21 protein-coding genes are annotated in these 23,671 nt (G+C 35.6%); 18 read left to right on the top strand and 3 right to left on the bottom strand.

Annotated elements, in window-relative coordinates:
* Positions 1–35 precede the first annotated feature (35 nt).
* The 4 genes from hisS to AC4BB2_RS09765 all read left to right on the top strand — a co-directional run bounded on the left by hisS (position 36) and on the right by AC4BB2_RS09765 (position 4,919).
* A complete protein-coding gene (gene hisS / locus AC4BB2_RS09780) occupies positions 36–1,334 on the top strand; it encodes a histidine--tRNA ligase (RefSeq protein ID WP_490472749.1) in 1,299 nt (432 codons plus the stop codon).
* Between the two features lie 34 nt (positions 1,335–1,368).
* Positions 1,369–3,138 carry an aspartate--tRNA ligase gene (gene aspS, locus AC4BB2_RS09775; protein ID WP_490472748.1) on the top strand — a complete coding sequence of 590 codons (1,770 nt, stop codon included), beginning with the start codon at positions 1,369–1,371 and terminating at the stop codon, positions 3,136–3,138.
* Between the two features lie 173 nt (positions 3,139–3,311).
* Positions 3,312–4,046 carry a MurR/RpiR family transcriptional regulator gene (locus AC4BB2_RS09770; RefSeq protein ID WP_490472747.1) on the top strand — a complete coding sequence of 245 codons (735 nt, stop codon included), beginning with the start codon at positions 3,312–3,314 and terminating at the stop codon, positions 4,044–4,046.
* Positions 4,047–4,130: 84 nt separating this feature from the next.
* Positions 4,131–4,919 (top strand): ankyrin repeat domain-containing protein, encoded by a 789-nt coding sequence (locus AC4BB2_RS09765; RefSeq protein ID WP_490472746.1) that lies wholly within the window; start codon positions 4,131–4,133, stop codon positions 4,917–4,919.
* Positions 4,920–4,940: 21 nt separating this feature from the next.
* On the opposite strand, the gene AC4BB2_RS09760 is transcribed toward AC4BB2_RS09765, so the two are convergent.
* Positions 4,941–6,284, bottom strand: a complete 1,344-nt coding sequence (locus AC4BB2_RS09760; RefSeq protein WP_490472745.1) for a PTS sugar transporter subunit IIC — start codon at positions 6,282–6,284, stop codon at positions 4,941–4,943.
* A complete protein-coding gene (locus AC4BB2_RS09755) occupies positions 6,284–7,738 on the bottom strand; it encodes a glycoside hydrolase family 1 protein (protein ID WP_490472744.1) in 1,455 nt (484 codons plus the stop codon). Before AC4BB2_RS09755 ends, AC4BB2_RS09760 begins: the two co-directional genes overlap by 1 nt.
* A gap of 230 nt (positions 7,739–7,968) precedes the next feature.
* Here AC4BB2_RS09755 and AC4BB2_RS09750 point away from each other — a divergent pair, with 230 nt between their 5' ends.
* From AC4BB2_RS09750 to eno, 6 genes are all read left to right on the top strand, one after another.
* On the top strand, positions 7,969–8,844 hold the full coding sequence (locus tag AC4BB2_RS09750) for a YitT family protein (RefSeq protein ID WP_490472743.1): 876 nt from the start codon (positions 7,969–7,971) through the stop codon (positions 8,842–8,844).
* Between the two features lie 466 nt (positions 8,845–9,310).
* Positions 9,311–10,348 (top strand): sugar-binding transcriptional regulator, encoded by a 1,038-nt coding sequence (locus AC4BB2_RS09745; protein WP_490472742.1) that lies wholly within the window; start codon positions 9,311–9,313, stop codon positions 10,346–10,348.
* A 40-nt stretch (positions 10,349–10,388) separates the two neighbouring features.
* Positions 10,389–11,390, top strand: a complete 1,002-nt coding sequence (gap, locus tag AC4BB2_RS09740) for a type I glyceraldehyde-3-phosphate dehydrogenase (RefSeq protein ID WP_490472741.1) — start codon at positions 10,389–10,391, stop codon at positions 11,388–11,390.
* A gap of 128 nt (positions 11,391–11,518) precedes the next feature.
* Entirely contained in the window at positions 11,519–12,709 is a 1,191-nt protein-coding gene (locus AC4BB2_RS09735; RefSeq protein ID WP_490472740.1) for a phosphoglycerate kinase, read from the top strand.
* Positions 12,710–12,882: 173 nt separating this feature from the next.
* Entirely contained in the window at positions 12,883–13,638 is a 756-nt protein-coding gene (tpiA, locus tag AC4BB2_RS09730; protein ID WP_086444861.1) for a triose-phosphate isomerase, read from the top strand.
* Between the two features lie 158 nt (positions 13,639–13,796).
* The gene (gene eno / locus AC4BB2_RS09725) at positions 13,797–15,095 is read left to right on the top strand and encodes a phosphopyruvate hydratase (protein WP_490472739.1); all 1,299 of its coding nucleotides are present in this window, start codon (positions 13,797–13,799) and stop codon (positions 15,093–15,095) included.
* Between the two features lie 167 nt (positions 15,096–15,262).
* Here the strand turns inward: eno and AC4BB2_RS09720 are convergent, their stop codons facing one another.
* On the bottom strand, positions 15,263–15,745 hold the full coding sequence (locus tag AC4BB2_RS09720) for a DUF3955 domain-containing protein (RefSeq protein WP_490472738.1): 483 nt from the start codon (positions 15,743–15,745) through the stop codon (positions 15,263–15,265).
* A gap of 317 nt (positions 15,746–16,062) precedes the next feature.
* Here AC4BB2_RS09720 and AC4BB2_RS09715 point away from each other — a divergent pair, with 317 nt between their 5' ends.
* The 8 genes from AC4BB2_RS09715 to AC4BB2_RS09680 all read left to right on the top strand — a co-directional run bounded on the left by AC4BB2_RS09715 (position 16,063) and on the right by AC4BB2_RS09680 (position 23,656).
* A complete protein-coding gene (locus AC4BB2_RS09715; protein ID WP_490472737.1) occupies positions 16,063–16,770 on the top strand; it encodes a DUF975 family protein in 708 nt (235 codons plus the stop codon).
* 216 nt (positions 16,771–16,986) lie between these two features.
* Complete coding sequence (locus tag AC4BB2_RS09710) at positions 16,987–17,946, top strand: DUF4822 domain-containing protein (RefSeq protein WP_490472736.1); 960 nt, start codon at positions 16,987–16,989, stop codon at positions 17,944–17,946.
* 52 nt (positions 17,947–17,998) lie between these two features.
* A complete protein-coding gene (locus AC4BB2_RS09705; RefSeq protein ID WP_490472735.1) occupies positions 17,999–19,462 on the top strand; it encodes a sensor histidine kinase in 1,464 nt (487 codons plus the stop codon).
* Between the two features lie 13 nt (positions 19,463–19,475).
* Complete coding sequence (locus AC4BB2_RS09700) at positions 19,476–20,177, top strand: response regulator transcription factor (RefSeq protein ID WP_490472734.1); 702 nt, start codon at positions 19,476–19,478, stop codon at positions 20,175–20,177.
* Between the two features lie 24 nt (positions 20,178–20,201).
* On the top strand, positions 20,202–21,248 hold the full coding sequence (locus AC4BB2_RS09695) for a hypothetical protein (protein ID WP_490472733.1): 1,047 nt from the start codon (positions 20,202–20,204) through the stop codon (positions 21,246–21,248).
* 99 nt (positions 21,249–21,347) lie between these two features.
* The gene (locus AC4BB2_RS09690; RefSeq protein ID WP_490472732.1) at positions 21,348–21,635 is read left to right on the top strand and encodes an SHOCT domain-containing protein; all 288 of its coding nucleotides are present in this window, start codon (positions 21,348–21,350) and stop codon (positions 21,633–21,635) included.
* Between the two features lie 187 nt (positions 21,636–21,822).
* Positions 21,823–22,059 carry a hypothetical protein gene (locus AC4BB2_RS09685; protein WP_490472731.1) on the top strand — a complete coding sequence of 79 codons (237 nt, stop codon included), beginning with the start codon at positions 21,823–21,825 and terminating at the stop codon, positions 22,057–22,059.
* Between the two features lie 397 nt (positions 22,060–22,456).
* Positions 22,457–23,656: an MFS transporter gene (locus AC4BB2_RS09680; RefSeq protein ID WP_490472730.1), complete on the top strand. Its 1,200-nt coding sequence runs from the start codon at positions 22,457–22,459 to the stop codon at positions 23,654–23,656.
* Positions 23,657–23,671 lie beyond the last annotated feature (15 nt).

Below are 23,671 nucleotides of genomic sequence, written 5' to 3'. Positions count from 1 at the left end.
TAAAAATAACAAACAATAAAGTAGGAGATGACAAAATGAGTTATCAAAAACCAAAAGGCACCAATGACTTATTACCAGGAACTTCTGAAAAGTGGCAGTTTGTTGAAGAAACGGCCCGCTTGATTTTCCGTGATTATCAATATGAAGAAATTCGCACCCCCATTTTTGAACACTATGAAGTGATCTCCCGTAGTGTAGGAGATACAACGGACATTGTTTCAAAAGAGATGTATGATTTTTATGATAAAGGCGATCGTCACGTGACATTGCGTCCAGAAGGAACAGCTCCTATTGTCCGCTCATTTGTTGAAAATAAATTATTTGGTCCTGAATTTGCAAAACCTTATAAAACTTATTACATGGGACCAATGTTCCGTTATGAGCGCCCACAAGCAGGACGTCTAAGACAATTTCACCAAATTGGAGCGGAAGCTTTTGGAAGTGTGAATCCAGCGGTAGATGTTGAAAGTATGGCAATGGCTTTAGACTTTTTCAAACAGTTAGGCATCCAACAAATTCGATTGGTGATTAACTCTTTAGGCGACAAAGCAACAAGGGCTGCTTATCGTCAGGCATTGATCGATTATTTAGAGCCAAAATCTGCTGAGTTAAGTGAAGATTCCAAACGTCGTCTACATGAAAATCCTTTACGTGTTTTAGATAGTAAAGATAAGAAAGACCAAGCAATCGTAGCAGATGCACCATCGATTTTAGATTATTTAAGTGACTCGTCAAAAGAGCATTTTGAAACAGTCAAAACAATGCTGAATGAGTTAAATATTCCTTTTGAAGTCGACAGCAATATGGTTCGAGGACTTGATTACTATACAAATACAATTTTTGAAGTGATGAGTGAAGCACCTGGCATGGGCGCTCAAGCAACGATTTGTGCAGGCGGCAGATACGATGGGTTAGTTGAAGAACTTGGTGGACCAGCAACACCTGGTTTTGGTTTTGCAATGGGAATCGAACGTGTCTTGATTACAATGGAAGCAGAAGGTGTAGTTGTTCCGGTAATCAATGAGGTGGATGCATTTGTTGTAGGACTTGGGGAACAGACGAATATCGAATCATTAAAACTAGTTCAAGCTATTCGTAATTTTGGTTTTTCAGCCGATCGTGATTTTATGGATCGTAAAGCAAAAGCTCAATTTAAAACAGCCGCTAAATTAAATGCAAAACTTGCACTAACTCTAGGCGAAACGGAGTTAGCAGAAGGTATTGTAAATGTAAAATCAATGGCTAGTCGTAAAGAAAAAGCATTTCCACTAGCTGATATTTATGAGAGATTTGATGAAGTCTATGATGAAATGATGACAGTGATGTTTGATTAATGAATAGTAAAAAAATGAAGAGGAGCAATAATCAATGACAAAAAGAACAGTATACTGCGGAGAAGTTTCAGCAGATTTAGTAGGACAGGTAATCACCTTAAAAGGTTGGGTACAAAAACGTCGTGACCTAGGCGGAGTTATCTTTATCGACTTACGTGACCGTGAAGGGATTGCACAAGTTGTTTTCAATCCAGAACATTCAAAAGAAGCATGGGAAATTGCGGATAAATGCCGTAGTGAATATGTAATCGAAATCACTGGTGAACTAACATATCGTGATGCAGAAGCTATCAACCCTAAAATGAAAACTGGGGAATTTGAAGTAATGGCAACAGGTATCACGATTTTAAATACGGCTAAAACACCGCCATTTTTAATTGAAGATGAAAATAATGTCGGTGATGAAATTCGTATGAAATATCGTTATTTAGATTTACGCCGTCCACAAATGACAGCAAACTTAAAATTACGTCATGAAGTAACGAAAACAATTCGTCATTATTTAGACGATACTGATTTTATGGATATTGAAACGCCATATTTAGGTAAATCAACACCTGAAGGCGCCCGTGATTATTTAGTTCCTTCTCGCGTACATGCTGGACATTTTTACGCATTGCCGCAATCACCACAAATTTTCAAACAGTTATTGATGAATGCTGGTTTCGATCGCTATTATCAAATCGTTCGTTGTTTCCGTGATGAAGATTTACGTGGAGATCGCCAACCTGAATTTACCCAAGTGGATATTGAGACAACTTTCTTAACACCGGAAGAAATCCAAACAATGACAGAAGAAATGTTAGCCAAAGTAATGCGCGAAACTAAAGGAATCGAAGTCACATTACCATTTCCACGTATCAGTTATGATGAAGCTATGGCTCGTTATGGTAGTGACAAACCAGATACACGTTTTGATATGGAATTAATCGATATTGCTGAGGTTGTAAAAGATGTCGACTTTAAAGTATTCCAAATGGCTTTAGAAAATGGCGGACAAGTTAAAGCTTTAAATGCCAAAGGTGCAGCGGATAAATATTCAAGAAAAGACATGGATAATTTAGGTACGTATGTTAGCCAATTTGGCGCCAAGGGTCTAGCTTGGTTGAAAGTCGAAGAAGATGGGCTAAAAGGTCCAATTGCTAAATTCTTGACGGATGTTTCAGATGAATTGATCAAAGCAACAAATGCTGAGGTTGGTGATATTTTGATGTTTGGTGCAGATAAGCCAGAAGTGGTTGCAGCAGCATTAGGAGCGATTCGTTCTCGTTTAGGAAAAGAATTAGGTTTAATTGATGAGTCTAAATTCAACTTCTTATGGGTTATTGACTGGCCATTGTTTGAATACGACGAAGAAGCTGGTCGTTATGTTTCGGCACATCATCCATTCACTCAACCTAAAGAATCTGATATAGAATTACTTTCTACAGATCCATCTAAAGTCTACGCCGAAGCCTATGATATTGTCTTAAACGGTTACGAATTAGGTGGCGGTTCATTACGTATTCATAAGCGTGATTTACAAGAAAAAATGTTTGAGACATTAGGATTTACGAAAGAATCTGCACAAGAACAATTTGGTTTCTTGTTGGATGCCTTAGATTACGGTTTCCCTCCACATGGCGGAATTGCATTAGGTTTAGATCGCTTAGTGATGTTATTGGCAGGAGAAAACAATATTCGTGAAGTAATCGCCTTCCCTAAAAACGGGAAAGCTTCAGATCCAATGACTAGTGCACCAAGTACTGTTTCACCACTACAATTGTTTGAATTAAATATTGATGTAACAGCAATTGATGAGTAAAAAAAGAACGAACACTTGATTTAGATAAAAAAACGAGTTCCCAGTAAACTTTTTGAGTTTATTTTGGGCTCGTTTTTTGTTTGTTCAATGGATAACTGAATAGCATGCTTTACTTATGTTTACGCTTCCACTATAATGTACACATAAATTTTAACAATAAGTAGGTTAAGTCGATGCTAGAAAAAATATCAGCAGTCAAACATCTATCTGACTCCGATGAAGTACTGCAAAACTACATTTTTAGAAACTTAGAAACTATTTTTACCCTTTCTGCCAGAGAAATTGCAGCTCAAATTCCTTGTTCTCCTTCAACCGTGACACGATTTGTGAGAAAGTGTGGATTTGATTCTTACCATGATTTTCAACGCTACGTCAAAAATGAAGTAAGTAAACTTGCTGGTGAAGGAATGACTAATACGATTTCACTTGAAGAAATTTTTGTAAATCAAGTCTTTGCTGAAAATGTTCTGGAACAAGTTGAGATGGTCAGTGATTTATTGCAACAATCAAGTTTTATTTATTGTGTTGGTATGGGTTCATCAGGAGTTATGGCGAATTATGCTGCTAGAAAATTCAATACGATCGGTTATAAAGCCATGCATTCCAATGAACCATATGCGCCATTTCTTTCTACACAAATGAAAGACGGAGACAGCGTGATTATTATTTTTTCCACTTCTGGAGAAACAGCTGAAATTATTGAACTGGTTCGTTTATTAAAATCAAATAACAAGCATATTATCAGCATCACCAATACTCATGATAATACTTTAGCCAAACTTTCAACGATCAATATTCCTTATTATATTGAAAATCAGCGACTGCCTTATAATTTCGATTTATCCTCACAGATTCCAACGGTTGCGTTGATTGAGTATTTAGTTGCTTTTTGTTTTAATAAGAAATAAAGCTTACCGAAACTATGGAATTTATAATTCGTTTATATTTATGCTTTATACTGAATGTAGAACCCAGTTAGGAGGATAAATAGAATGAAAAAAACATCTATGCTAAAGATAACTGTACTATTTTCTTTATTACTTATTTTTTCAGCCTGTCAAACGAAGAAAACTGAGTCAAAACAAACAATGAAGGAGAGTACGAGTATGACAAGTGAAAAAAGTGATACAAGCAAGTCTCAATTCAGTGAGCCCCAGTCTCAGACATCAGAGTCAGTCAGTAAATCATTTCCAGCAGGAACATTGATTCAGGCTGTGAATGAAAATGATACGGCAAAAGTCCAAGAGATACTTCAAGATAAAAACTATCCAATCGATGAAGTGAACGCTCAAGGAGAATCACCGCTGTTGATTGCTACCCATCAAAATTTTATAGAAATTGCTAAACTGTTAATTGATAGAGGAGCAGATATCAATCAGCAAGATCATATTTCTGACAGCCCCTATCTCTATGCAGGCGCGCAAGGCAAAACAGAAATCTTGAGATATATGTTGGAGCAGCAAGTTCCAGATCAGCAAAAATTTAATCGTTTTGGCGGCAATGCATTGATTCCAGCTGCTGAAAAAGGCCATATAGAAAACGTTCAACTTTTATTAACCGATGGACGAGCTGCTATAGATCATCAAAATAATTATGGTTACACAGCGTTGATTGAAGCAGTAGCTCTAACAGATGGTTCATCCGTCTATCAACAAATCGTTAAGGTTTTGTTAGATGCTGGAGCAAATAAAAACCTGAAGGATAATACAGGGCGAACAGCTGAAGATTATGCGAGAAGTTTAGGCTATTCTGAAATGTTAAACCTGCTAAATTCGAAGTAGATACTAATAAAACCGCAGAGATTAATTCTCTGCGGTTTTTGCATTTTCTTGTTCAAGTTGATATTCTTTTTTATCTGCCATTTTAAAGAATGGATACCAAACGGATACATTAACAATCAATAATACAATAAAGATTAATAAATAATTAAAGCCGCCCTTCAAAGCCATAACAATTGGTGCGGGTGTTGTCCAAGGTAACGCAATTAACGGATTGTATTTAGAAAAATCAAGAATCGACAACATTCCCCAAGTAATACCACCCATCAAAATAGGCGAAGCAACCATTGGTACAAAGAAGAAAGGATTTAACATCAAAGGCATTCCGAAAATCAACGGTTCATTCACATTAAAAATCACTGGTGGACCGGCTAATTTGAACAATTGTTTATATCGTTCAGATTTTGCCGTGAACATCGAAATAACTAAGCCGTACGTACTGCCTTGTCCTCCAAAAGAGTTACCGCAAACAAATGAAACAACGGCCATTGCCAAAAAAGGAAGTTCTTGATGTTGTTGATAAGCCGCCATATTCGCTAGCATATTAGCAGTCATAACTGGCATCACAACTCCATAAACCATATTAGGGTGAATCCCGAAAAACCATAACATATTTGCTAAGGTAAAAATAATGATGATTGCAATTGGCGAACCAGTTAAAGATTGTAATGGTGCTTGAATCAATGTTGTAATAAAAGCGAAAATATTGTCAAAGGGTGTGAATGAGAAAAGTACCCTGATAACAAAAAATACCGCTAGAATTAGACCTGACAAAATTGCTGGACTTAAGGATTCAGAAACATTTGAAGGAACAGTGTCAGGCATTTTAATCGATAAATTTTTTCTGATAAATAAAGCATACATAACAGCTGTCAAATAACCAACAATGATGGCAACAAATAATCCAGTTCCTCCAGTATATTGACTGGCGAAAGCTTCTACATTAGTACTTGCTGTGACAGTTGCTTGAGCTGGAAATTCAGTAACCGTTTTTTCTAAGGTGTAGGTTTGGATCATTTGTGGCATTAAAATGAAAAATGAACCAATGGCTAAAAGTCCCGCCGGCAGTGGATCAAGCCCTTCTTTTTTAGAATAAATATAAGCAAAGTTGAAGGTTACATAAACAGAAAGCAAGCTAATTGTCGCACCTAAAGCAGCATTAAAATGAGCTGTCATTCCTGTTTTAGCTAAAAACTCAATCCATTGCGGAATGGGGAAATTACCAATAATCATCAACAAAGCAACACCTAATGTAATTGGGGTGGTTCGCATAAATGCTTCTGACAATGCACTGAAAAATTTACTACCGTTCATTTTTTGAGCAATTGGACCAATAAATTTATTTAGAAAATTCTCTAATCCTTCCATTATTTACGCCCCATTTCATTTAAGTAGCCACCATTTGTTTCAATTACTTTTTGATACCAGTAAAAACTGTCTTTTTTATAACGATTCAATGTCCGTTGTGATTCTTCATCTCGATCCACATAAATAAAACCATATCGTTTTTGATAGCCATTAAGCCAACTAAGTAAGTCAGTAAAACTCCACGTGCAATAGCCTAATACTTGAACCCCATCTGTGATGGCTTCTTGAATTTCATGTATATGTTTTTCTAGGTATTCGATGCGGTAAGGATCATGGATTTGACCATCCTCAAATGTATCGTACTCACCTAAGCCATTTTCTGTAATTAGAACAGGTAATTGATAACGACTTTCAATCGTTCGTAAAGCGACGCGGATGCCTATAGGATCAATCGTCCAATCCCAATTGGTTTGTTCCAAATAAGGATTTTTGACGAATTTACTGATTCTTGGAATTTCTAGTTCTTGGCTGGACCCTTTTTGACCGGAATTGTTCATTTTCATTTTTCCTGTGAAAGTATCATTAGTGCTAGCTTTAACGGTTGCTGTTTGATAATAATTCAATCCAATAAAGTCAGGAAGTCCTTCAAGTAGCAATTCTTCATCCTCTTTAGTAATCGTTGGTGCTAGTTGTAGTTTTTCCAACTGTTTAATAACTGTTCGGGGATAGCTACCTTTACCGTAGACATCCAACCAGAAAAAGCCCATTAGTTCCTCTGTATCGATTTTAGCAAGAACATTGAGAGGATCGCTATCAAAAGCGTAAGTGGGACCATAATTGAAACTTGGACCGATTTGTCCTGGATAGCCGCCCGCTTTAAAGGCTTTAATCACTGAAGCATTAGCTAAGTTAGCCATGTGATTGGCGTTAAACATCCGTTTGACATCACGAACTGCTGGAGGATGAGTTCCTAATAGATAGCCGTGAGTAATAAACACATTTTGCTCATTTAAGCTAACCCAATATTTTACACGATCAGAAAAAGTATCAAACAAGACTTTAGCATAATTTGTGAAGTCTTCAATAATTGTGCGAGACTCCCAACCGCCATACTCTTCTTGTAAAGCTTGTGGCAAATCCCAATGATAAATTGTTACAATCGGTTCTATATCATATTTCAGTAATTCATCAATTAATTGACTGTAAAAATCCAGACCTTGTTGATTCACTTCACCTTTTCCAGTTGGAAAAATTCGTGACCAAGCGATGGAAAAACGATAGGCCTTTAACCCCTGTTCATTCATTAAAGCAACATCTTCTTTAAAGCGATGATAATGATCAACTGCAATATTTCCGTTCGTGTTTTTAAATGTCGTATCTGGTTTTGTCACAAAAGAATCCCAAACAGAAATACCTTTCCCATCCTCTTGATAGGCACCTTCAACTTGATAAGCGGCAGAAGCGCTCCCCCATAAAAAGTTCTCGGGAAATGAATCTAATGTTGTATGACGCATAATTATTCCTCATTTCATTAAAATTTATACAACCCGATCATAACGGAAAAACTGTTGATTTGTAATCGTTTTCAGTTGTTTTGCAACACGTTGCAGTATTATGAAACGTTAAGAGTAAAATGAAGAATGTGAGATACTTTTGTGTTAAATCAAAGATTGAGCTTTTTTTCTTATCTTAAAGCACGTATAATGAGAAACAAATGAATCAAGTAAAGTGAGGCTACTTCTACATGAAAAAATTCTTTGAAAGTTTACCTGTCCACGATTATACGACGAAACTTTCAGTATCAATCGTTTATGCGATCTTGGCATCCGTTGCGATGAACTTTTTTTACCAACCAGGAAATATTTATTCCAGTGGGATTACTGGACTGGCACAGATTCTAACTACTTTATCAACTAAAGTAGTTGGATTTCAAGTACCGGTTTCGTTAACTTTATATGCGTTGAATATTCCATTGTTTTTTGTTGCTTGGCTGAAGATCGGGAAAAAATTTACAATTTTTACTGTTTTGACCGTCACGTTAACCTCTGTGTTTATGCAGATTGTACCACAAACAACTCTGTCTAATGATCCGATTATTTGTGCCATTTTTGGTGGAGGTGTGATGGGATCAGGTATTGGCTTTGCCTTGAAAAATGGATTATCTTCAGGAGGATTGGATATTTTTAGTATTACGATCCGTAAAAAAACTGGACGTTCTGTAGGATCGATTTCAATGTATTTTAATGGATTGATTATCTTTGTAGCAGGATATTTATTTGGTTGGCAATATATGTTTTATAGTGCATTGTCGATTTTTGTTAGTGGGAAAGTGACAGATGCTGTTTATACGAAGCAAAAGAAAATGCAGGTAATGATCATTACAAAAAATCCTGATAATGTGATTAATGAGATTCAAAAGAAAATGCGACGAGGGATCACGATCATTCATGAAGCAGAAGGGGCTTATCGACATGATAAGCAGACCTTGTTATTGACAGTTGTCACTCGTTTTGAATTACCAGCACTAGAAGCTGCAATGAAAGAATCAGATCCGTCAGCTTTTGTTAGTATTTCAGACAACGTAAAAATTCTTGGTCGTTTTTATGAAGAGGATTTATAAGAAAATAAAACACATAAAAGCCAGATCATATGATCTGGCTTTTATGTGTTTAAAGTAATTTATTCACTTTTGTTATTGTAACTTGATTTAGTTCCTTTTGTTAGAAGCATTATCCTTTCTTTTTATAGTTGGTGTAAGTAGAGAAAGTTGTATAAAAAAGGTATGATTTTTGAAAATGAAATTAAATTTGGACAAAGGTAGAAAAGTCGCTTGATTTTTAAGGGAGAATGTTAAGGTATATATTTAATTTAAAGAAAATAGATGAACTAATTTCAAAAAAATAATCTCTTTTTCTTGAAAAGAAGGATTAAAACTGTTAAACTATGTATGTAGGATTGAGGGACGCTTTTAAGACTGTTAATAGAACTTAACAATGAAAAAGAAGAACATCAATTTTATTTTTTTAAAGTTCATAGGTCGTTTTAAGTCTTACTTGGACGTTTTTAGACCAACGAAGGAGCGCATCATGCTAGATGAATTGAAAATGATTGAAGCTGTTGCTCCAGATTTGCTCGATGTAATGCAGGAAAGGTTTCATATTCTTCGTAATATATACTGGATGCAGCCTATTGGACGTAGAAGTTTATCAGATAGTATGGGGATTACAGAGCGTGTCTTGAGAACCGAGACAGATTTTCTAAAGAACCTACAATTGATAGAAACTTCAAAAAGTGGAATGACATTAACTGAAAAAGGCTTAGATGTTTATCAAGGATTAGAAACAGTAATGAATCAATTACTCGGTATGCATCAAGTTGAAAAAGAGATCAGTCAATACTTTGGGATTCACCGTTGCATTGTTGTAGCTGGAAATAGTGATAATCAAGAGAAAGTTCTTTATGAATTTGGAGATATTTTGACTGATTCACTGAATTTACTTTTACCTGAGGGCAATAATATTATTGCAGTGATGGGTGGTACGACAATGGCAGTGACCGCAGAACATATGGGGACGCTGGAGACGGAAAAACGTCATAATTTGTTTGTTCCTGCCAGAGGTGGAATTGGTGAGGCAATGACTGTTCAAGCCAATTCAGTAAGTGCTGTAATGGCAAGTAAAACTGGTGGACATCACAGAGCATTATATGTTCCAGAACAATTAAGTCTTGAAACATATAACTCTTTGTTGCAAGAACCCTCTATTCAGGAAGTTTTGACACTAATCGAACAAAGCAATTGCGTTGTTCATAGTATAGGACGTGCATTGCATATGGCAGCACGCCGTAAAATGTCAGACGATGAGATGGTTATGTTAAAGCAGAATAATGCTGTAGCAGAATCTTTCGGCTATTTCTTTGATGAAGAAGGCAAAATCGTTTATAAAATCCCAAGAATCGGACTTCAGTTAAAAGATGTCCAAAAGATTCCTAATGTCGTGGCGATTGCAGGTGGCAAGACTAAAGCCAAAGCAATTCGTGCTTACATGAAAAATGCACCAAAACAAACGTGGCTCATCACTGATGAAGCTGCTGCAAATGAGATTTTAAAAGGGGTAACCCTTTAAAATAAAAAAATTTTTGATTTTCATAAGGAGGAAATCTTTAATGACAGTTAAAGTAGGTATTAATGGATTTGGACGTATCGGACGCTTAGCATTCCGTCGTATCCAAGATGTAGCAGGAATCGAAGTAGTAGCAATCAACGACTTAACAGATGCTAAAATGTTGGCTCACTTGTTAAAATATGACACAACTCAAGGACGTTTCAACGGAACTGTTGAAGTTCATGAAGGTTCTTTCAACGTAAACGGTAAAGAAGTTAAAGTTCTTGCTAACCGCAACCCAGAAGAATTACCATGGGGCGACTTAGGCGTAGATATCGTTCTTGAATGTACTGGATTCTTCACTTCAAAAGAAAAAGCTGAATTACACTTAAAAGCTGGTGCTAAACGTGTTGTTATCTCTGCTCCAGGCGGAAATGACGTACCAACAGTTGTTTATAACACTAACCACGATATCTTAACAGGTAAAGAAACAGTTATCTCAGGTGCTTCATGTACGACTAACTGTTTAGCTCCTATGGCTAAAGCTTTACAAGATAACTTTGGTGTTGTTGAAGGTCTTATGACTACAATCCACGCTTACACAGGTGACCAAATGACTCTTGATGGACCTCACCCAGGTGGAGACTTCCGTCGTGCACGCGCTGCAGCAGAAAATATCGTACCTAACACAACTGGTGCTGCTAAAGCAATCGGTCTAGTTATCCCTGAATTAAACGGTAAATTAGACGGAGCTGCTCAACGTGTTCCTGTAGCAACTGGTTCATTAACTGAATTAGTAACAGTTCTTGACAAAAAAGTAACTGTTGAAGAAGTAAACGAAGTTATGGCTAAAGCTGCTAACGAATCTTACGGATACAACACAGACGAAATCGTTTCTTCTGATATCGTAGGTATGACTTTCGGTTCATTATTCGATGCTACTCAAACAAAAGTAATGACTGTTGGCGATCAACAATTAGTGAAAACTGTTGCTTGGTATGACAACGAAATGTCTTATACTGCACAATTAGTTCGTACTTTAGAGTACTTCGCTAACTTATAAGATTAACTCTTATCATTAGTGAAATCTGAACAACTGTGAAATAATAAGCGGGGAAGCAGCGCGCTTCTCCGTTTTTATTATTTTGTTTAAAAATACCTAAAAACTTTTATAGATAGGAGTACTCCATAATGGCTAAAAAGACAATCAAAGATGTAGATTTAAAAGATAAAAAAGTACTTGTCCGTGTTGACTTTAACGTGCCTTTGAAAGATGGCGTGATTACTAATGATAACCGTATCGTAGCAGCACTTCCAACAATCAAATACGTAATTGAAAATGGCGGAAAAGCAATTCTATTTTCTCACTTAGGTCGTGTGAAAACAGAAGAAGATAAAGCAGGCAAATCTCTAAAACCTGTTGCTGAGCGTTTAGGCGAATTATTGGGCAAACCAGTGACATTCGTTCCTGAAACTCGTGGAACTGAATTAGAGACAGCTGTAAACAACATGAAAGACGGCGATGTTTTAGTTTTTGAAAACACTCGTTTTGAAGATGTTGATGGTAAAAAAGAAAGCGGAAATGACGCTGAATTAGGTAAATACTGGGCTTCTTTAGGCGATGTATTTGTTAATGATGCATTCGGTACGGCTCACCGTGCTCACGCTTCTAATGTAGGAATTGCTTCAACTGGTATTCCAACAGTTGCTGGATTTTTAATGGAAAAAGAAATCAAATTCGTTGGTGAAGCAGTAACAGCACCTAAACGTCCTTTTGTTGCTATCTTAGGTGGTGCAAAAGTTTCTGACAAAATCGGTGTTATCGAAAATTTGATCTCTAAAGCAGATAAAATCCTTATCGGCGGTGGAATGACATATACATTTTATAAAGCTAAAGGCATGAACATTGGGAACTCTTTAGTAGAAGAAGATAAAGTTGCATTAGCTAAAGAATTGATTGAAAAAGCAGGCGATAAATTAATCTTGCCAATCGATTCAATTACTGCAGCAGAATTCTCAAATGATGTACCAACAGAAGAACATACTGGTGATGTTCCTGATGGACAAATGGGTCTTGACATTGGACCTGAAACAATTGCGTTATTTGCTCAAGCATTAGAAGGTGCAAAAACAGTTGTTTGGAACGGACCAATGGGCGTATTTGAAATGAGTAACTTCGCTAATGGTACAATCGGCGTTTGTGAATCAATCGCAAACTTAGCAGATGCAACAACAATCATCGGCGGTGGCGATTCAGCTGCAGCTGCAATCCAATTAGGCTTTGCTGACAAATTCACTCACATCTCAACTGGTGGAGGCGCAAGCTTAGAATTATTAGAAGGTAAAGAATTACCAGGTTTAGCTGCAATTAACGATAAATAGAAAAAGTTGAACAAGCTTTTTAGACCTTGAGTATTGATGGAAAAAAATTATAGCAATGTTTTTCATCGCAAATTTTTATCCATTAATGCCGATAGGTCTAGCTTGTGAAACTGGATTGGTTATAACCAATCCATAATATGCCATATCATAATAAGAAAAGGATGTGCTTTTCCATGCGTAAACCAATTATCGCTGGTAACTGGAAAATGAATAAAACTTTAGCAGAAGCGCAAAGCTTTGCTGAAGCAGTAAAAAATGCTGTTCCATCAAAAGATGTTGTTGATTCAGTAATCGGATCTCCAGCATTATTCTTAGCACCACTCGCTTGGAATCTTAAAGATTCTGACGTTCAATTATCTGCACAAAATTGCTACTGGGAAAACTCAGGTGCTTTCACTGGTGAAAATTCACCTGCTGCTATTGCAGATTTAGGGATCCAATATGTAATTATTGGTCACTCTGAACGCCGTGAGTACTTCCACGAAACAGATGAAGATATCAACAAAAAAGCGAAAGCTATCTTTGCTAACAACATGACACCAATCTTCTGTTGCGGCGAGTCTTTAGAAACCTATGAAGCAGGTAAAACAGCTGAATGGATCGAAGGACAAATCACTAACGGTTTAGTTGGTTTATCTAATGAGCAAGTATCTTCAATGGTTATTGCTTACGAACCAATCTGGGCAATCGGAACGGGTAAATCTGCCGATGCTAACATCGCTGATGAAATCTGTGGCGTTGTTCGTTCAACAGTTGAAAAATTATACGGTAAAGAAGTATCAGAAGCTGTACGTATCCAATACGGCGGTTCTGTAAAACCTGAAAACATTGCTGAATATATGGCAAAAGAAAACGTTGATGGTGCTTTAGTTGGCGGAGCGAGCCTTGAAGCTGACTCATTCTTAGCTTTGTTAGATGCGGTTAAATAATCACGACTTATAACAATATACGCAATTAATCAAAGATTCATTGAATAATCTATGAATTATGCAAAAAATGTTTGCATAGCGGGCGTTTATTCACTACAATCATAATTAAGGGAATCGAATCCCCTTAGTATAAAACAAACTCAAAGGAGAGACAAAACATGTCAATTATTACTGATGTTTACGCACGCGAAGTCTTAGACTCACGCGGTAACCCAACAATCGAAGTAGAAGTATACACTGAAAGCGGTGCTTTTGGTCGTGGAATGGTTCCATCTGGAGCTTCAACTGGTGAATACGAAGCCGTTGAATTACGTGATGGCGACAAATCTCGTTACTTAGGTAAAGGGGTTGTTAAAGCAGTTGACAACGTTAATAACATCATCGCTGAAGCAATCATTGGCTACGATGTACGTGACCAAATGGCTATCGACAAAGCAATGATCGAATTAGATGGAACTCCTAACAAAGGTAAATTAGGCGCAAACGCTATTCTTGGTGTTTCAATCGCTGTAGCTCGTGCTGCTGCTGATTACCTAGAAGTACCTTTATATCACTACTTAGGCGGATTCAATACTAAAGTATTACCAACTCCAATGATGAACATCATCAACGGTGGATCTCATGCTGACAACAGTATCGACTTCCAAGAATTCATGATCATGCCTGTAGGTGCTCCTACATTTAAAGAAGCTTTACGTTACGGTGCTGAAGTATTCCACGCATTAGCTGGAATCTTAAAAGCTCGCGGTTTAGCTACTTCTGTAGGTGACGAAGGTGGTTTCGCTCCTAACCTTGGTTCAAACGAAGAAGGTTTTGAAGTAATCATCGAAGCAATCGAAAAAGCTGGCTATGTACCTGGTAAAGACATCGTTCTTGCTATGGATGCTGCAGCTTCAGAATTCTACGATAAAGAAAAAGGTGTTTACGTATTAGCTGATTCTGGCGAAGGCGAAAAAACAACTGAAGAAATGATCGCATTCTACGAAGCTTTATGTGCGAAATACCCAATCATCTCAATTGAAGATGGACTAGACGAAAACGACTGGGACGGATTCAAAAAAATGACTGTTTCTTTAGGCGACAAAGTTCAATTAGTTGGTGATGATTTATTCGTTACAAACACAACTAAATTAGCTGAAGGTATTGAAAAAGGAATCGCTAACTCAATCCTTATCAAAGTAAACCAAATCGGTACGCTAACTGAAACATTCGAAGCAATCGAAATGGCTAAAGAAGCTGGTTACACTGCAGTTGTATCTCACCGTTCAGGTGAAACAGAAGATTCAACAATCTCTGATATCGCTGTTGCAACAAACGCTGGTCAAATCAAAACTGGTTCTCTAAGCCGTACAGACCGTATTGCTAAATACAACCAATTATTAAGAATTGAAGACCAATTAGGCGAAGTTGCTGAATACAAAGGTTTGAAATCTTTCTACAACTTAAAAAACAAATAATTTTAGTTGATTATAAAGTAAAAAGGGACAACGGATCATGAGATTCTTTCTCCTTATACTCATACGTAAAAACTCCTCTTGCTTTTGTAAGAGGAGTTTTTTTATTAGTTGAGATGATTCAAAAACTAAGTATAAATTGTACCTATTGTGTATGATCGGTCATTTATTTACTCTTTTCTTTTACGGACGACAGCCATTAAAAATTTGATACCAGTAACTAAAAATACAATCATTCCAGCAAAAATGAAAAAGAAGCCTATTGGTAAAAGATAAAAACTTTCATGTAAAATACCTGATGCATCAATATATTCTACTGAATTGGCTTTTATAAAGATACAAGCAAATCCAAAGAATAGTAAAAAGGTTCCAATTAAAGTTGTAACCAGATTTAATTTTGCTCGTCTTGTTTGACTCCCATCGTTAATTAGCTTTTCTGTCATATTGTTCACGTTATCTCCTCCTAAAATTAAGTCATCAAGCGAAATATGAAAAATCCTGGAAATTAGAATCAACATTTCAATGTCTGGAAGGTTTCGGTCATTCTCCCAATTAGAAACGGCTTGCCTCGTAACGTTTAAACGAATAGCAAATTTTTCCTGTGTAAGCTGATTTTTTGTTCGCAACGCTTTAATTTTATCTCCAAATTCCATCGTATAAATTCCTTTCGTTAATGTATCCTAAGAATAAAGAAACAGCTTGCTATTTTCAAGAAAGCATTGCTTGCAAGTCTGTAAATAAAGGGAAAGTAATGATTTACAAATGATTTCATTCATGATGGTACTAGTTTTTTTTCAGTAGATTTACCTTATTATTCTTGTGATTAAATTATAGCATCCATTATTTATAAATAGAAATTTGACTGTCATAATTAAAGTTGTAAATAAAAAAAATAATCAAACGTATATGTATTTTTAAATGACCAATTATTTGTTATACTGTTTGTAATAAAAGAAAAGGAGGAAAATTTATGAAAACAACTGCTGAATTAAAAATTGAAGCAAAAGGAATACTTCGTGGACGGTGGAAAGATAGTCTATTGATGTGTTTAGTACCAACGCTAATTGCCATTGCTATTGGATTTTTGCTATTTTTCTTATTGATAGTACCTACTCTTACATTTGTTCAAAATAATTCAGATTTATTAAACAGTACTGCAAATTATGATGGAAGTTCTGGCGGAAGCGGTGGCGGTTTTTTTGGTGGCATAATCGGAGCATTATTTAGTGCAGGAATTTCTTGGACGTTCCTTGATCTTTTAAGAGGAAAAAGACAAGAAATACGTCCATTTTCAGATGCTTTTCGCGGATTTGCAGGACCTGTCATTTTAGGTGTAATATGTATTTATATATTAATGACTATTTTTATTTCTTTATGGTTATTACTACTAATCATTCCTGGAATTATTAAAGGTTATTCTTATTCTCAGGCATATTTTGTTTATTATGATAGTTTTGAAGAAACAGGCGTACGCCCTGGATTTCTAAATTGTATTACTCGCAGTAGACAGTTGATGAAAGGATACAAAGGTCAGTTATTCATTCTAGACTTGAGTTTTATTGGTTGGCATATCTTAGCTATTTTAACACTTGGAATTGGCTATCTATGGCTAACACCTTATATCACTGCAACTAAAGCAGCATTTTATGAAAATTTACCAAAAACAACAACGGTTTAAACAATAAAAAACTGAGCCATAACTTCAAAGGTTATGGCTCAGTTTTTTTATTTCCAATAATTTAGTTGCTTATTTTGTTAAAGCTAGGATATTTCTTCTGTACAAAAATTGTTTATACTTTGTTTATTTTCTTTTTAGAAGCTGTTTAGAACTCTCCTTTATAATAAAAATATAGATTAAGAAAATAGAACTTATTATAGAAGGGAAAGAAAAAGTATGAATAATAAAAAAATTATCGTGGGCGTTTCAAGTTTAGTATTATTATTGGCAGGTTGTAGTATGGGGACACAAGAATCAAAGGAATCTAAAGCAAATAGTCAACAACAAACCGAACAATCCAAACAAGAGAAGGACGGCAATAAAGGAGAGCAACGAACAAGTACGTTAAGCAAAACCAATTGGCAAGGAACAAAGGTATACGACAAAGACAACAACGATTTAACGGCAGAAAATGCTAACTTTATCGGATTAGCAAAATATGACGGTGAAACTGGTCGTTATGAATTTTTTGATGCGAATACAGGAGAGAGTCGTGACGATCGAGGAATATTTTTTATTACAAATGATGGAGAAAAACGTATTCTGATTTCAGAGTCCAAAAAATACCAAGCTGTTGTGGACGTTACCGAATTAACGAAGGATAAATTTACCTATGAAAGAAAAGGAAAAGACAAAGCTGGTAACGAAGTAGATGTATTTGTTGAACATATCCCTTATAATAAAGAAGAGTTAACTTTTACGGAGAAAGAAAAAACGTTTGATACTAAAACTGGAACAATTGATACAAAAGAAAATGGGTCAAAAATTTTAGGTGAAACACTATGGAACGGAACGAAAGTGGTCGACGAATCAGGCAACGATGTGACAGAATTCAACCAAAATTTTATCAGCTTAGCTAAGTTTGATTCTGACAATAGTAAATATGAATTCTTCGATTTGAAATCAGGCATTAGCCGTGGAGATTTTGGTTACTATGATGTGTTGAATCACAATAAAATTCGGGCTCACGTATCAATTGGTGAAAATAAATATGGTGCAGCGCTAGAACTTACCGAATTGAATAGCAAGAAATTCACATACAAACGAATGGGTAAAGATCAAGCAGGAAATGAAATAACTATATTTGTGGAACATGAACCATACAAGGGAGAACATAAACCAGCGTTTAGTTTCTAAAAATCAGGCAATGTAATTGTTCCCTCTATTAAATGGAAACAAAGGAGAAAAAATGACGATTAAAAAGAGATTTCTCATTTCATATATTGGAGGCATTGCGATTGCCTGTCTATCACTCGTTTCAATTATTTGTATTATTTTTTATGTAACAACAGGGAAAAATCCAACTCCTGGCACGTTGTACCGTACCTTTACTCAACAACGATCATTAAGTCCAGAAGAAGAACTAGCATATATCAAACTACGTGGAATAGCCAAAACAGATCCAGACCAGCTTCTTAGACCTCGTGGAGAACTAAAGAAAAATATCCGTCAGTTTGAAGCGGAGTCTTTAGGTGTTGTTGTAAGTATGGAAGATGTGATTGCCTATTATTCAGAAGATTTAGTCGAAAAATCGTTAATTGTCCACTTTCCTAAATTTGATGCCAACAATATTGAAACAAGAGGAACCATCGATAATGCTGGTCGTTTATATCGCTATATGAAATTTGACTTTTATTTTAGTGATAATGTACCTGGCAGCTTATTAGTTTTGAAAAAAGAAAATAATTTTCTTGAATTTATGACAAAATGGGGCGTGTGGGTCATTATCACGATTGTATTGGTCTCCATTAGTGGATTACTTTTTTTAAACCATTTATTAAGAAAAACGATTATTCAACCTCTGGAACATTTAGGAACTGGGATGTCTGAAATAAGTAATGGTCATTTAGAAGTAGCTATGACAGGTCAATCTCAACAGACGGCTAGGGAAGTCAAACAACTAACAGATGATTTTGAAAAAATGCGTGAAGCATTGATTCATTCAACGGAAGAACAAGTGAAACTGGAAGATAATCGGAAAGAACTGGTAGCTAGTATTTCACATGATTTAAAAACGCCAATCACATCGATTATTGGTTATGTGGAAGGCTTACTGGATGGCGTGGCAGATTCCCCAGAAAAACAAGAAAAATATTTACAGACAATCCATACAAAAGCTGTTTCATTAAATGAAATGATTGAAGAACTGTTTCTTTATTCCAAACTAGATGCAGCTGCGATTCCGTTTCATTTTGATCGGATTAATGTTAATGAATTTTTGAAACATATCATTGAAGAATTTCAGCTGCAAAAAAATTCTGTCACTATTCAGTTGGTTAACAAACAAGAAAGCCAAAGTTATATAGTGGCAGATAGAATGCAGTTAAACCGTGTATTTATCAATTTAATCGAAAATAGCCTGAAATTTAAATCTAAAGAACGTTCTCTTGTAATCAAGATAGAGATTTGTGAAACGGAGCAAGAGGTAATGATTCGTATAGCGGATAACGGACAAGGGATTCCAGAAGAACAATTACCATTTGTTTTCGATCATTTTTATCGCGGTGAAGAAGCTCGACCAACGAATACTGGCGGGAGTGGTTTAGGTCTTGCCATCGTTAAACAAATCATTGATATGCATGAAGGAAAAGTAACCATTGAAAGTGAGCTACATCAAGGAACAACGATTACAATTCTACTAAAAAAAGCCTGAGGAGGACAACAAAATGTCAAAAGACGTATCACGTGTTTTATTGATTGAGGATGATGCAAGTATTGCTGAATTACAAAAAGATTATTTAGAAATCAATAAAATAGAAGCAGAGATTGCCAGTGATGGATTGGAAGGGTTGAATCGAGCATTGAATGAACCGTTTGATTTAATCGTGATTGATATTATGTTGCCTTCAATGGATGGTTTTGAAATTTGTCGCCGAATCAGAGAGAAGAAAAATGTTCCTTTGATGATTGTTTCAGCTAAAAAAGAAGATATCGACAAAGTGAGAGGCTTAGGGCTAGGCGCAGATGATTATATGACGAAACCCTTTAGTCCAAGTGAGTTAGTCGCCCGTGTTCAGGCTCATATTAAACGATATCAGTTATTAACAGGTGCAACCCAAGTAAATGATACAGTAGAAAGTGATCAGATCCTTATCGATAAAAATGCTCGCAGAGTCTTTGTTCTAGGCAAAGAAGTTATTTTTACGACGAAAGAATTCGATTTACTACTCTTTTTTATGGAACATCCTAATCGAGTTTGGATGAAAGAGCAATTGTTTCGCCAAGTTTGGAATATGGATGATCTTGATGGTGATATTTATACCGTTGTTGTTCATGTTGGACGGATTAGAGAAAAGTTGAAAAAAGGAAAACTATCAGAAATTCCCATAGAAACAATCTGGGGTAGTGGCTATCGTTTCAATGCTTAAAATATAAATAAAAGGAGAAAATTCATGAAAAAAAGCTATCCACTTGGGGTTTTCTTTTTCTGTATCCTGTTGGTTCTTTCTGGATGTAAACCTGATCAACGAAAGGATACAGAAAAATCCACTGAGTCATCAAGACCTGAACTTTTCATTCTGTCTTCGTCTGAGCCAACTTCATCCAGTGAGGAAATGAAAGAAAAAACAGCTAACGATGTGACTTTTGAAGATACGACCTATAATTATGATGTTGTTACAGGAGCCACTCAGACAACATTTGGCTCAAATCCGAAACCCCTTTACACCTATGAAGAAAAATTAAAGAAAATGTTTTGGTCAAATCAGCCACCCTTAGGCTTGATTGAAGGAAATTATTTTACTAACGAAGGCTATTTTGATGTGGGAAATAAAGGAATTGTTGAAATTGTTACGGATGATGCAGGTAAAATTATCAATGTTGAATTCAACGAATTTGGTGCTGAAAATTATTATGAATCAAAATATTCAGGTGCGAATAAACGTCTTTCTGACTACGCGTTTTTCCAAGCTCAAAATCCTAGAACGGATACTACATTAGTGACGGTAGTTAATGGGATTACTTTTGTAGAAAAACAAATGCGGGAAGAAAATCGTGTTTCTGGAAATTTCAAAACAGTCAAAGGTTCTTCGACAACCGCCAGACAAGGATTGATGGCAATCGCAGCTGAACTGTCAGATGAGATAAGACAACCGTCTAAAACAAAGTATATCGGTTATGCAGAAGAGTTTGGTGATGGATTGATTGGAAGACTGCAATTGACGATGACTGATGGTAAAATCGCAAATGCCCGTTATGATGAATACTTTGCGGATCAACCTGAAAAAATCACTTCGCCTCAATTAAAAAAATTTTATCGCCAATCAAAATATTTTTCTTTAACATATAATGAAGAAACCAACAACGACTTTGTACAATTTTCAGATGCATTAACCAAAGAAATCGTGGATAAACAAACTTTGAGTATTGAAAATAATACACTGATAAATCATCCGTCTTTTGCAACTTACAAAAAATTAATGGAACATATCAAGATTTAACTAACCAAAATAAATTTAGCAAGACTCAATCATTTTTCGACACACTTTTGACATAGTTTACTTTTATAATAAGTAAAAATAAGTTAGGAGTGATCGTTCATGGGTTATTGTTCAGATGTTTTCGCAGGAGGTAGAGGAATGATGAGGGGCGGAATGTTTGGCATGGGACTTTTTTGGTGGGGTCTACTAGTTATTGTCATTCTTGGTGCGGTTTATTTTACAAGAAATAGATCGAAGCAACCAACAGGGTTTGATAATTATCCAAGCTCAAAACCAACAAACGAAGCATCTCGTTCTTCAGCATTTGATGTATTAGATGAAGAGTTTGCTAAAGGAAATATTACGGAAGAAGAATATCTGTATAAAAAAGAAGTACTTAAAAAATAAGAATAGGCAAAAAGCTGATGGAAAATCATCTGCTTTTTGTCTTTTTATTTCTTATAAAAACTGCCTATATCCACGGTTATAGTAGATATCATTAGTTATTTTAGAAAGTAGAGAAAGAATAGTTACTCCTATTCTTTCTCGATACTAAAATTTAAGTGTATAATGAATACATAAGAAGGTGTTTTTTATGGATCAAAAATTAAATATTATCGTTTCTTTGATTTTACTTGCTTACCCAGTTTTATCTATTCCTTCAATTTTTAAATCAAAACAAGAAAATGGCCAATATTTTGCTGAGTCTCATTTTTTTATCCCAAAACGTATTGGATATGGAATTGGTATAAACATGCATAACATTTATGGATTTTTCGCATTACTTAGTATTGGGTTATTATTTTTATTCTTTGGTCTGTTGGGATTGTAGTGTTTTTCTCGAATGGTATAATCATGTACGTTTTGATGCAATTCTTGTTAAGTCAACTATCATTTATAGCCATATTTATGTTAATGAAACGGAGGTGAATTTATATATCTGTTTGTAAGCGCTATCTTTTTTTGTATTATGAGTATTGTCTTTTTTTATATTTGTTTTTTGTTAATTTTTTATTCATAACTTTATCATTTAACTCTTCTTTTCCGATAAGTAATGGATTATACTGTAATAGTAAAGAATTGTTTTGACAGGATGAAGATATTTGGCTTTTATCTAGGCTAGCCTCTCGGAAAAAAGATAAAATTTAATTGTACAAAAAGTATCACCCGCATATTTTTCAGTTGAGGAAAAATGAGCCAATTACCTTTTTAAATTTAAGGAGGATATTATGGAAAAGAAAGAACCTAAAAAAACTGGATTGTTGTTGATTGCATTGTTTTTGGGCTACACTATGGTCTATATTGATAAGCTTTCTGTTGGCTACTCCCTGATTCCGATTTCAATTGAATTTGGCTTAGAGCCAGCCGCTAAAGGGATGATTATGAGTGCTTTTTTCCTAGGTTACGCAATTATGCAGATTCCCATGGGGTTAGTGATAAATAAAGTCGGCTCACGGATTGTCTTAATCGGTTCTGTTTTAGGGATGGGGCTATTTGCTCTATTATTTGGATTTGGTACTTCGTTGATTATGTTTATGTCGCTTCGTTTTTTAACAGGATTACTGGCTCATTCGGGCTATGCATCTTCGGCTAGTAAAGAAATTACCATGAATTTTCCACCTGAGAAACGAACATTTGCCCAAGGAATTTTACTCTCTTCTTCGGGAGTGGCAGCGTTTATAGGTCCACTGGCATTGTCACCAATCATCACAAATTCTGGTTGGAAAACGGCTTATCTTATTTTAACTATCTTAGCTGTTGTCATTTCTATAGTTCTAATTATTGCCATTCCTAGAAATGAAAAAGCAAAAGAAGAAAAAGATGTTGTTGCAACAAAAACAGAAAAGATTTCTATTCTAGTAATTTGGTCAGATATTCGAGTATGGATTTTATTCTTGAGTGCATTTTTCATTAATTGTTTATTATATGGATTGTCCAGTTGGGTACCGAGCTTTTTGACTGGAGAACGTGGTTTAGATTTAAATGGAGCAGCTATAATCAGTAGTGTAGGTGGAATATTTATGCTGATTGGTTCAATTGGTGGGAGTTATATCGTGGGAAAATTTTTCCAAAATAAGGAAAAACTGGTTGTTGCTATCTTTGCCATATTAGGCGCACTTTTAGCATTTGGTTCTTATTATGTCCAAAATCTTGTATTGTTAGCAATTATTATGGGATTAGCAAACTTCTTCCTGATTATTTCATTTGTAACGTTGATGAGTATTCCACTGGGCATTTTTGAAGGGGCAAAATTTGCTCCAAGTTATGGAACACTTGCTACAGGAGGAATTCTTGGTGGTTTTGTTTCACCAACACTCATTGGAAAATTAGTTGAGATGTCAAATGGTCAGTATATCACAACATTTATTTACTTTTTAGTCGTTGGCTTGTTGACGGCTGTAACGATAATGTTCATTAAACAAAAATAAGGTGTTTTTATAGAA

This window comes from Enterococcus sp. AAFC-DPL-5146 (genome assembly GCF_058216635.1).
The sequence above is the reverse complement of the archived record's forward strand: the minus strand, read 5'-3'. Positions and strand labels throughout refer to the sequence as shown.

Excerpts from the sequence above, each read along its gene's own strand:
- hisS (WP_490472749.1), top strand. The coding sequence starts at position 36 with ATGAGTTATCAAAAACCAAAAGGCACCAATGACTTATTACCAGGAACT.
- aspS (WP_490472748.1), top strand. The coding sequence starts at position 1,369 with ATGACAAAAAGAACAGTATACTGCGGAGAAGTTTCAGCAGATTTAGTA.
- AC4BB2_RS09770 (WP_490472747.1), top strand. The coding sequence starts at position 3,312 with ATGCTAGAAAAAATATCAGCAGTCAAACATCTATCTGACTCCGATGAA.
- AC4BB2_RS09765 (WP_490472746.1), top strand. The coding sequence starts at position 4,131 with ATGAAAAAAACATCTATGCTAAAGATAACTGTACTATTTTCTTTATTA.
- AC4BB2_RS09760 (WP_490472745.1), bottom strand. The coding sequence starts at position 6,284 with ATGGAAGGATTAGAGAATTTTCTAAATAAATTTATTGGTCCAATTGCT.
- AC4BB2_RS09755 (WP_490472744.1), bottom strand. The coding sequence starts at position 7,738 with ATGCGTCATACAACATTAGATTCATTTCCCGAGAACTTTTTATGGGGG.
- AC4BB2_RS09750 (WP_490472743.1), top strand. The coding sequence starts at position 7,969 with ATGAAAAAATTCTTTGAAAGTTTACCTGTCCACGATTATACGACGAAA.
- AC4BB2_RS09745 (WP_490472742.1), top strand. The coding sequence starts at position 9,311 with ATGCTAGATGAATTGAAAATGATTGAAGCTGTTGCTCCAGATTTGCTC.
- gap (WP_490472741.1), top strand. The coding sequence starts at position 10,389 with ATGACAGTTAAAGTAGGTATTAATGGATTTGGACGTATCGGACGCTTA.
- AC4BB2_RS09735 (WP_490472740.1), top strand. The coding sequence starts at position 11,519 with ATGGCTAAAAAGACAATCAAAGATGTAGATTTAAAAGATAAAAAAGTA.
- tpiA (WP_086444861.1), top strand. The coding sequence starts at position 12,883 with ATGCGTAAACCAATTATCGCTGGTAACTGGAAAATGAATAAAACTTTA.
- eno (WP_490472739.1), top strand. The coding sequence starts at position 13,797 with ATGTCAATTATTACTGATGTTTACGCACGCGAAGTCTTAGACTCACGC.
- AC4BB2_RS09720 (WP_490472738.1), bottom strand. The coding sequence starts at position 15,745 with ATGGAATTTGGAGATAAAATTAAAGCGTTGCGAACAAAAAATCAGCTT.
- AC4BB2_RS09715 (WP_490472737.1), top strand. The coding sequence starts at position 16,063 with ATGAAAACAACTGCTGAATTAAAAATTGAAGCAAAAGGAATACTTCGT.
- AC4BB2_RS09710 (WP_490472736.1), top strand. The coding sequence starts at position 16,987 with ATGAATAATAAAAAAATTATCGTGGGCGTTTCAAGTTTAGTATTATTA.
- AC4BB2_RS09705 (WP_490472735.1), top strand. The coding sequence starts at position 17,999 with ATGACGATTAAAAAGAGATTTCTCATTTCATATATTGGAGGCATTGCG.
- AC4BB2_RS09700 (WP_490472734.1), top strand. The coding sequence starts at position 19,476 with ATGTCAAAAGACGTATCACGTGTTTTATTGATTGAGGATGATGCAAGT.
- AC4BB2_RS09695 (WP_490472733.1), top strand. The coding sequence starts at position 20,202 with ATGAAAAAAAGCTATCCACTTGGGGTTTTCTTTTTCTGTATCCTGTTG.
- AC4BB2_RS09690 (WP_490472732.1), top strand. The coding sequence starts at position 21,348 with ATGGGTTATTGTTCAGATGTTTTCGCAGGAGGTAGAGGAATGATGAGG.
- AC4BB2_RS09685 (WP_490472731.1), top strand. The coding sequence starts at position 21,823 with ATGGATCAAAAATTAAATATTATCGTTTCTTTGATTTTACTTGCTTAC.
- AC4BB2_RS09680 (WP_490472730.1), top strand. The coding sequence starts at position 22,457 with ATGGAAAAGAAAGAACCTAAAAAAACTGGATTGTTGTTGATTGCATTG.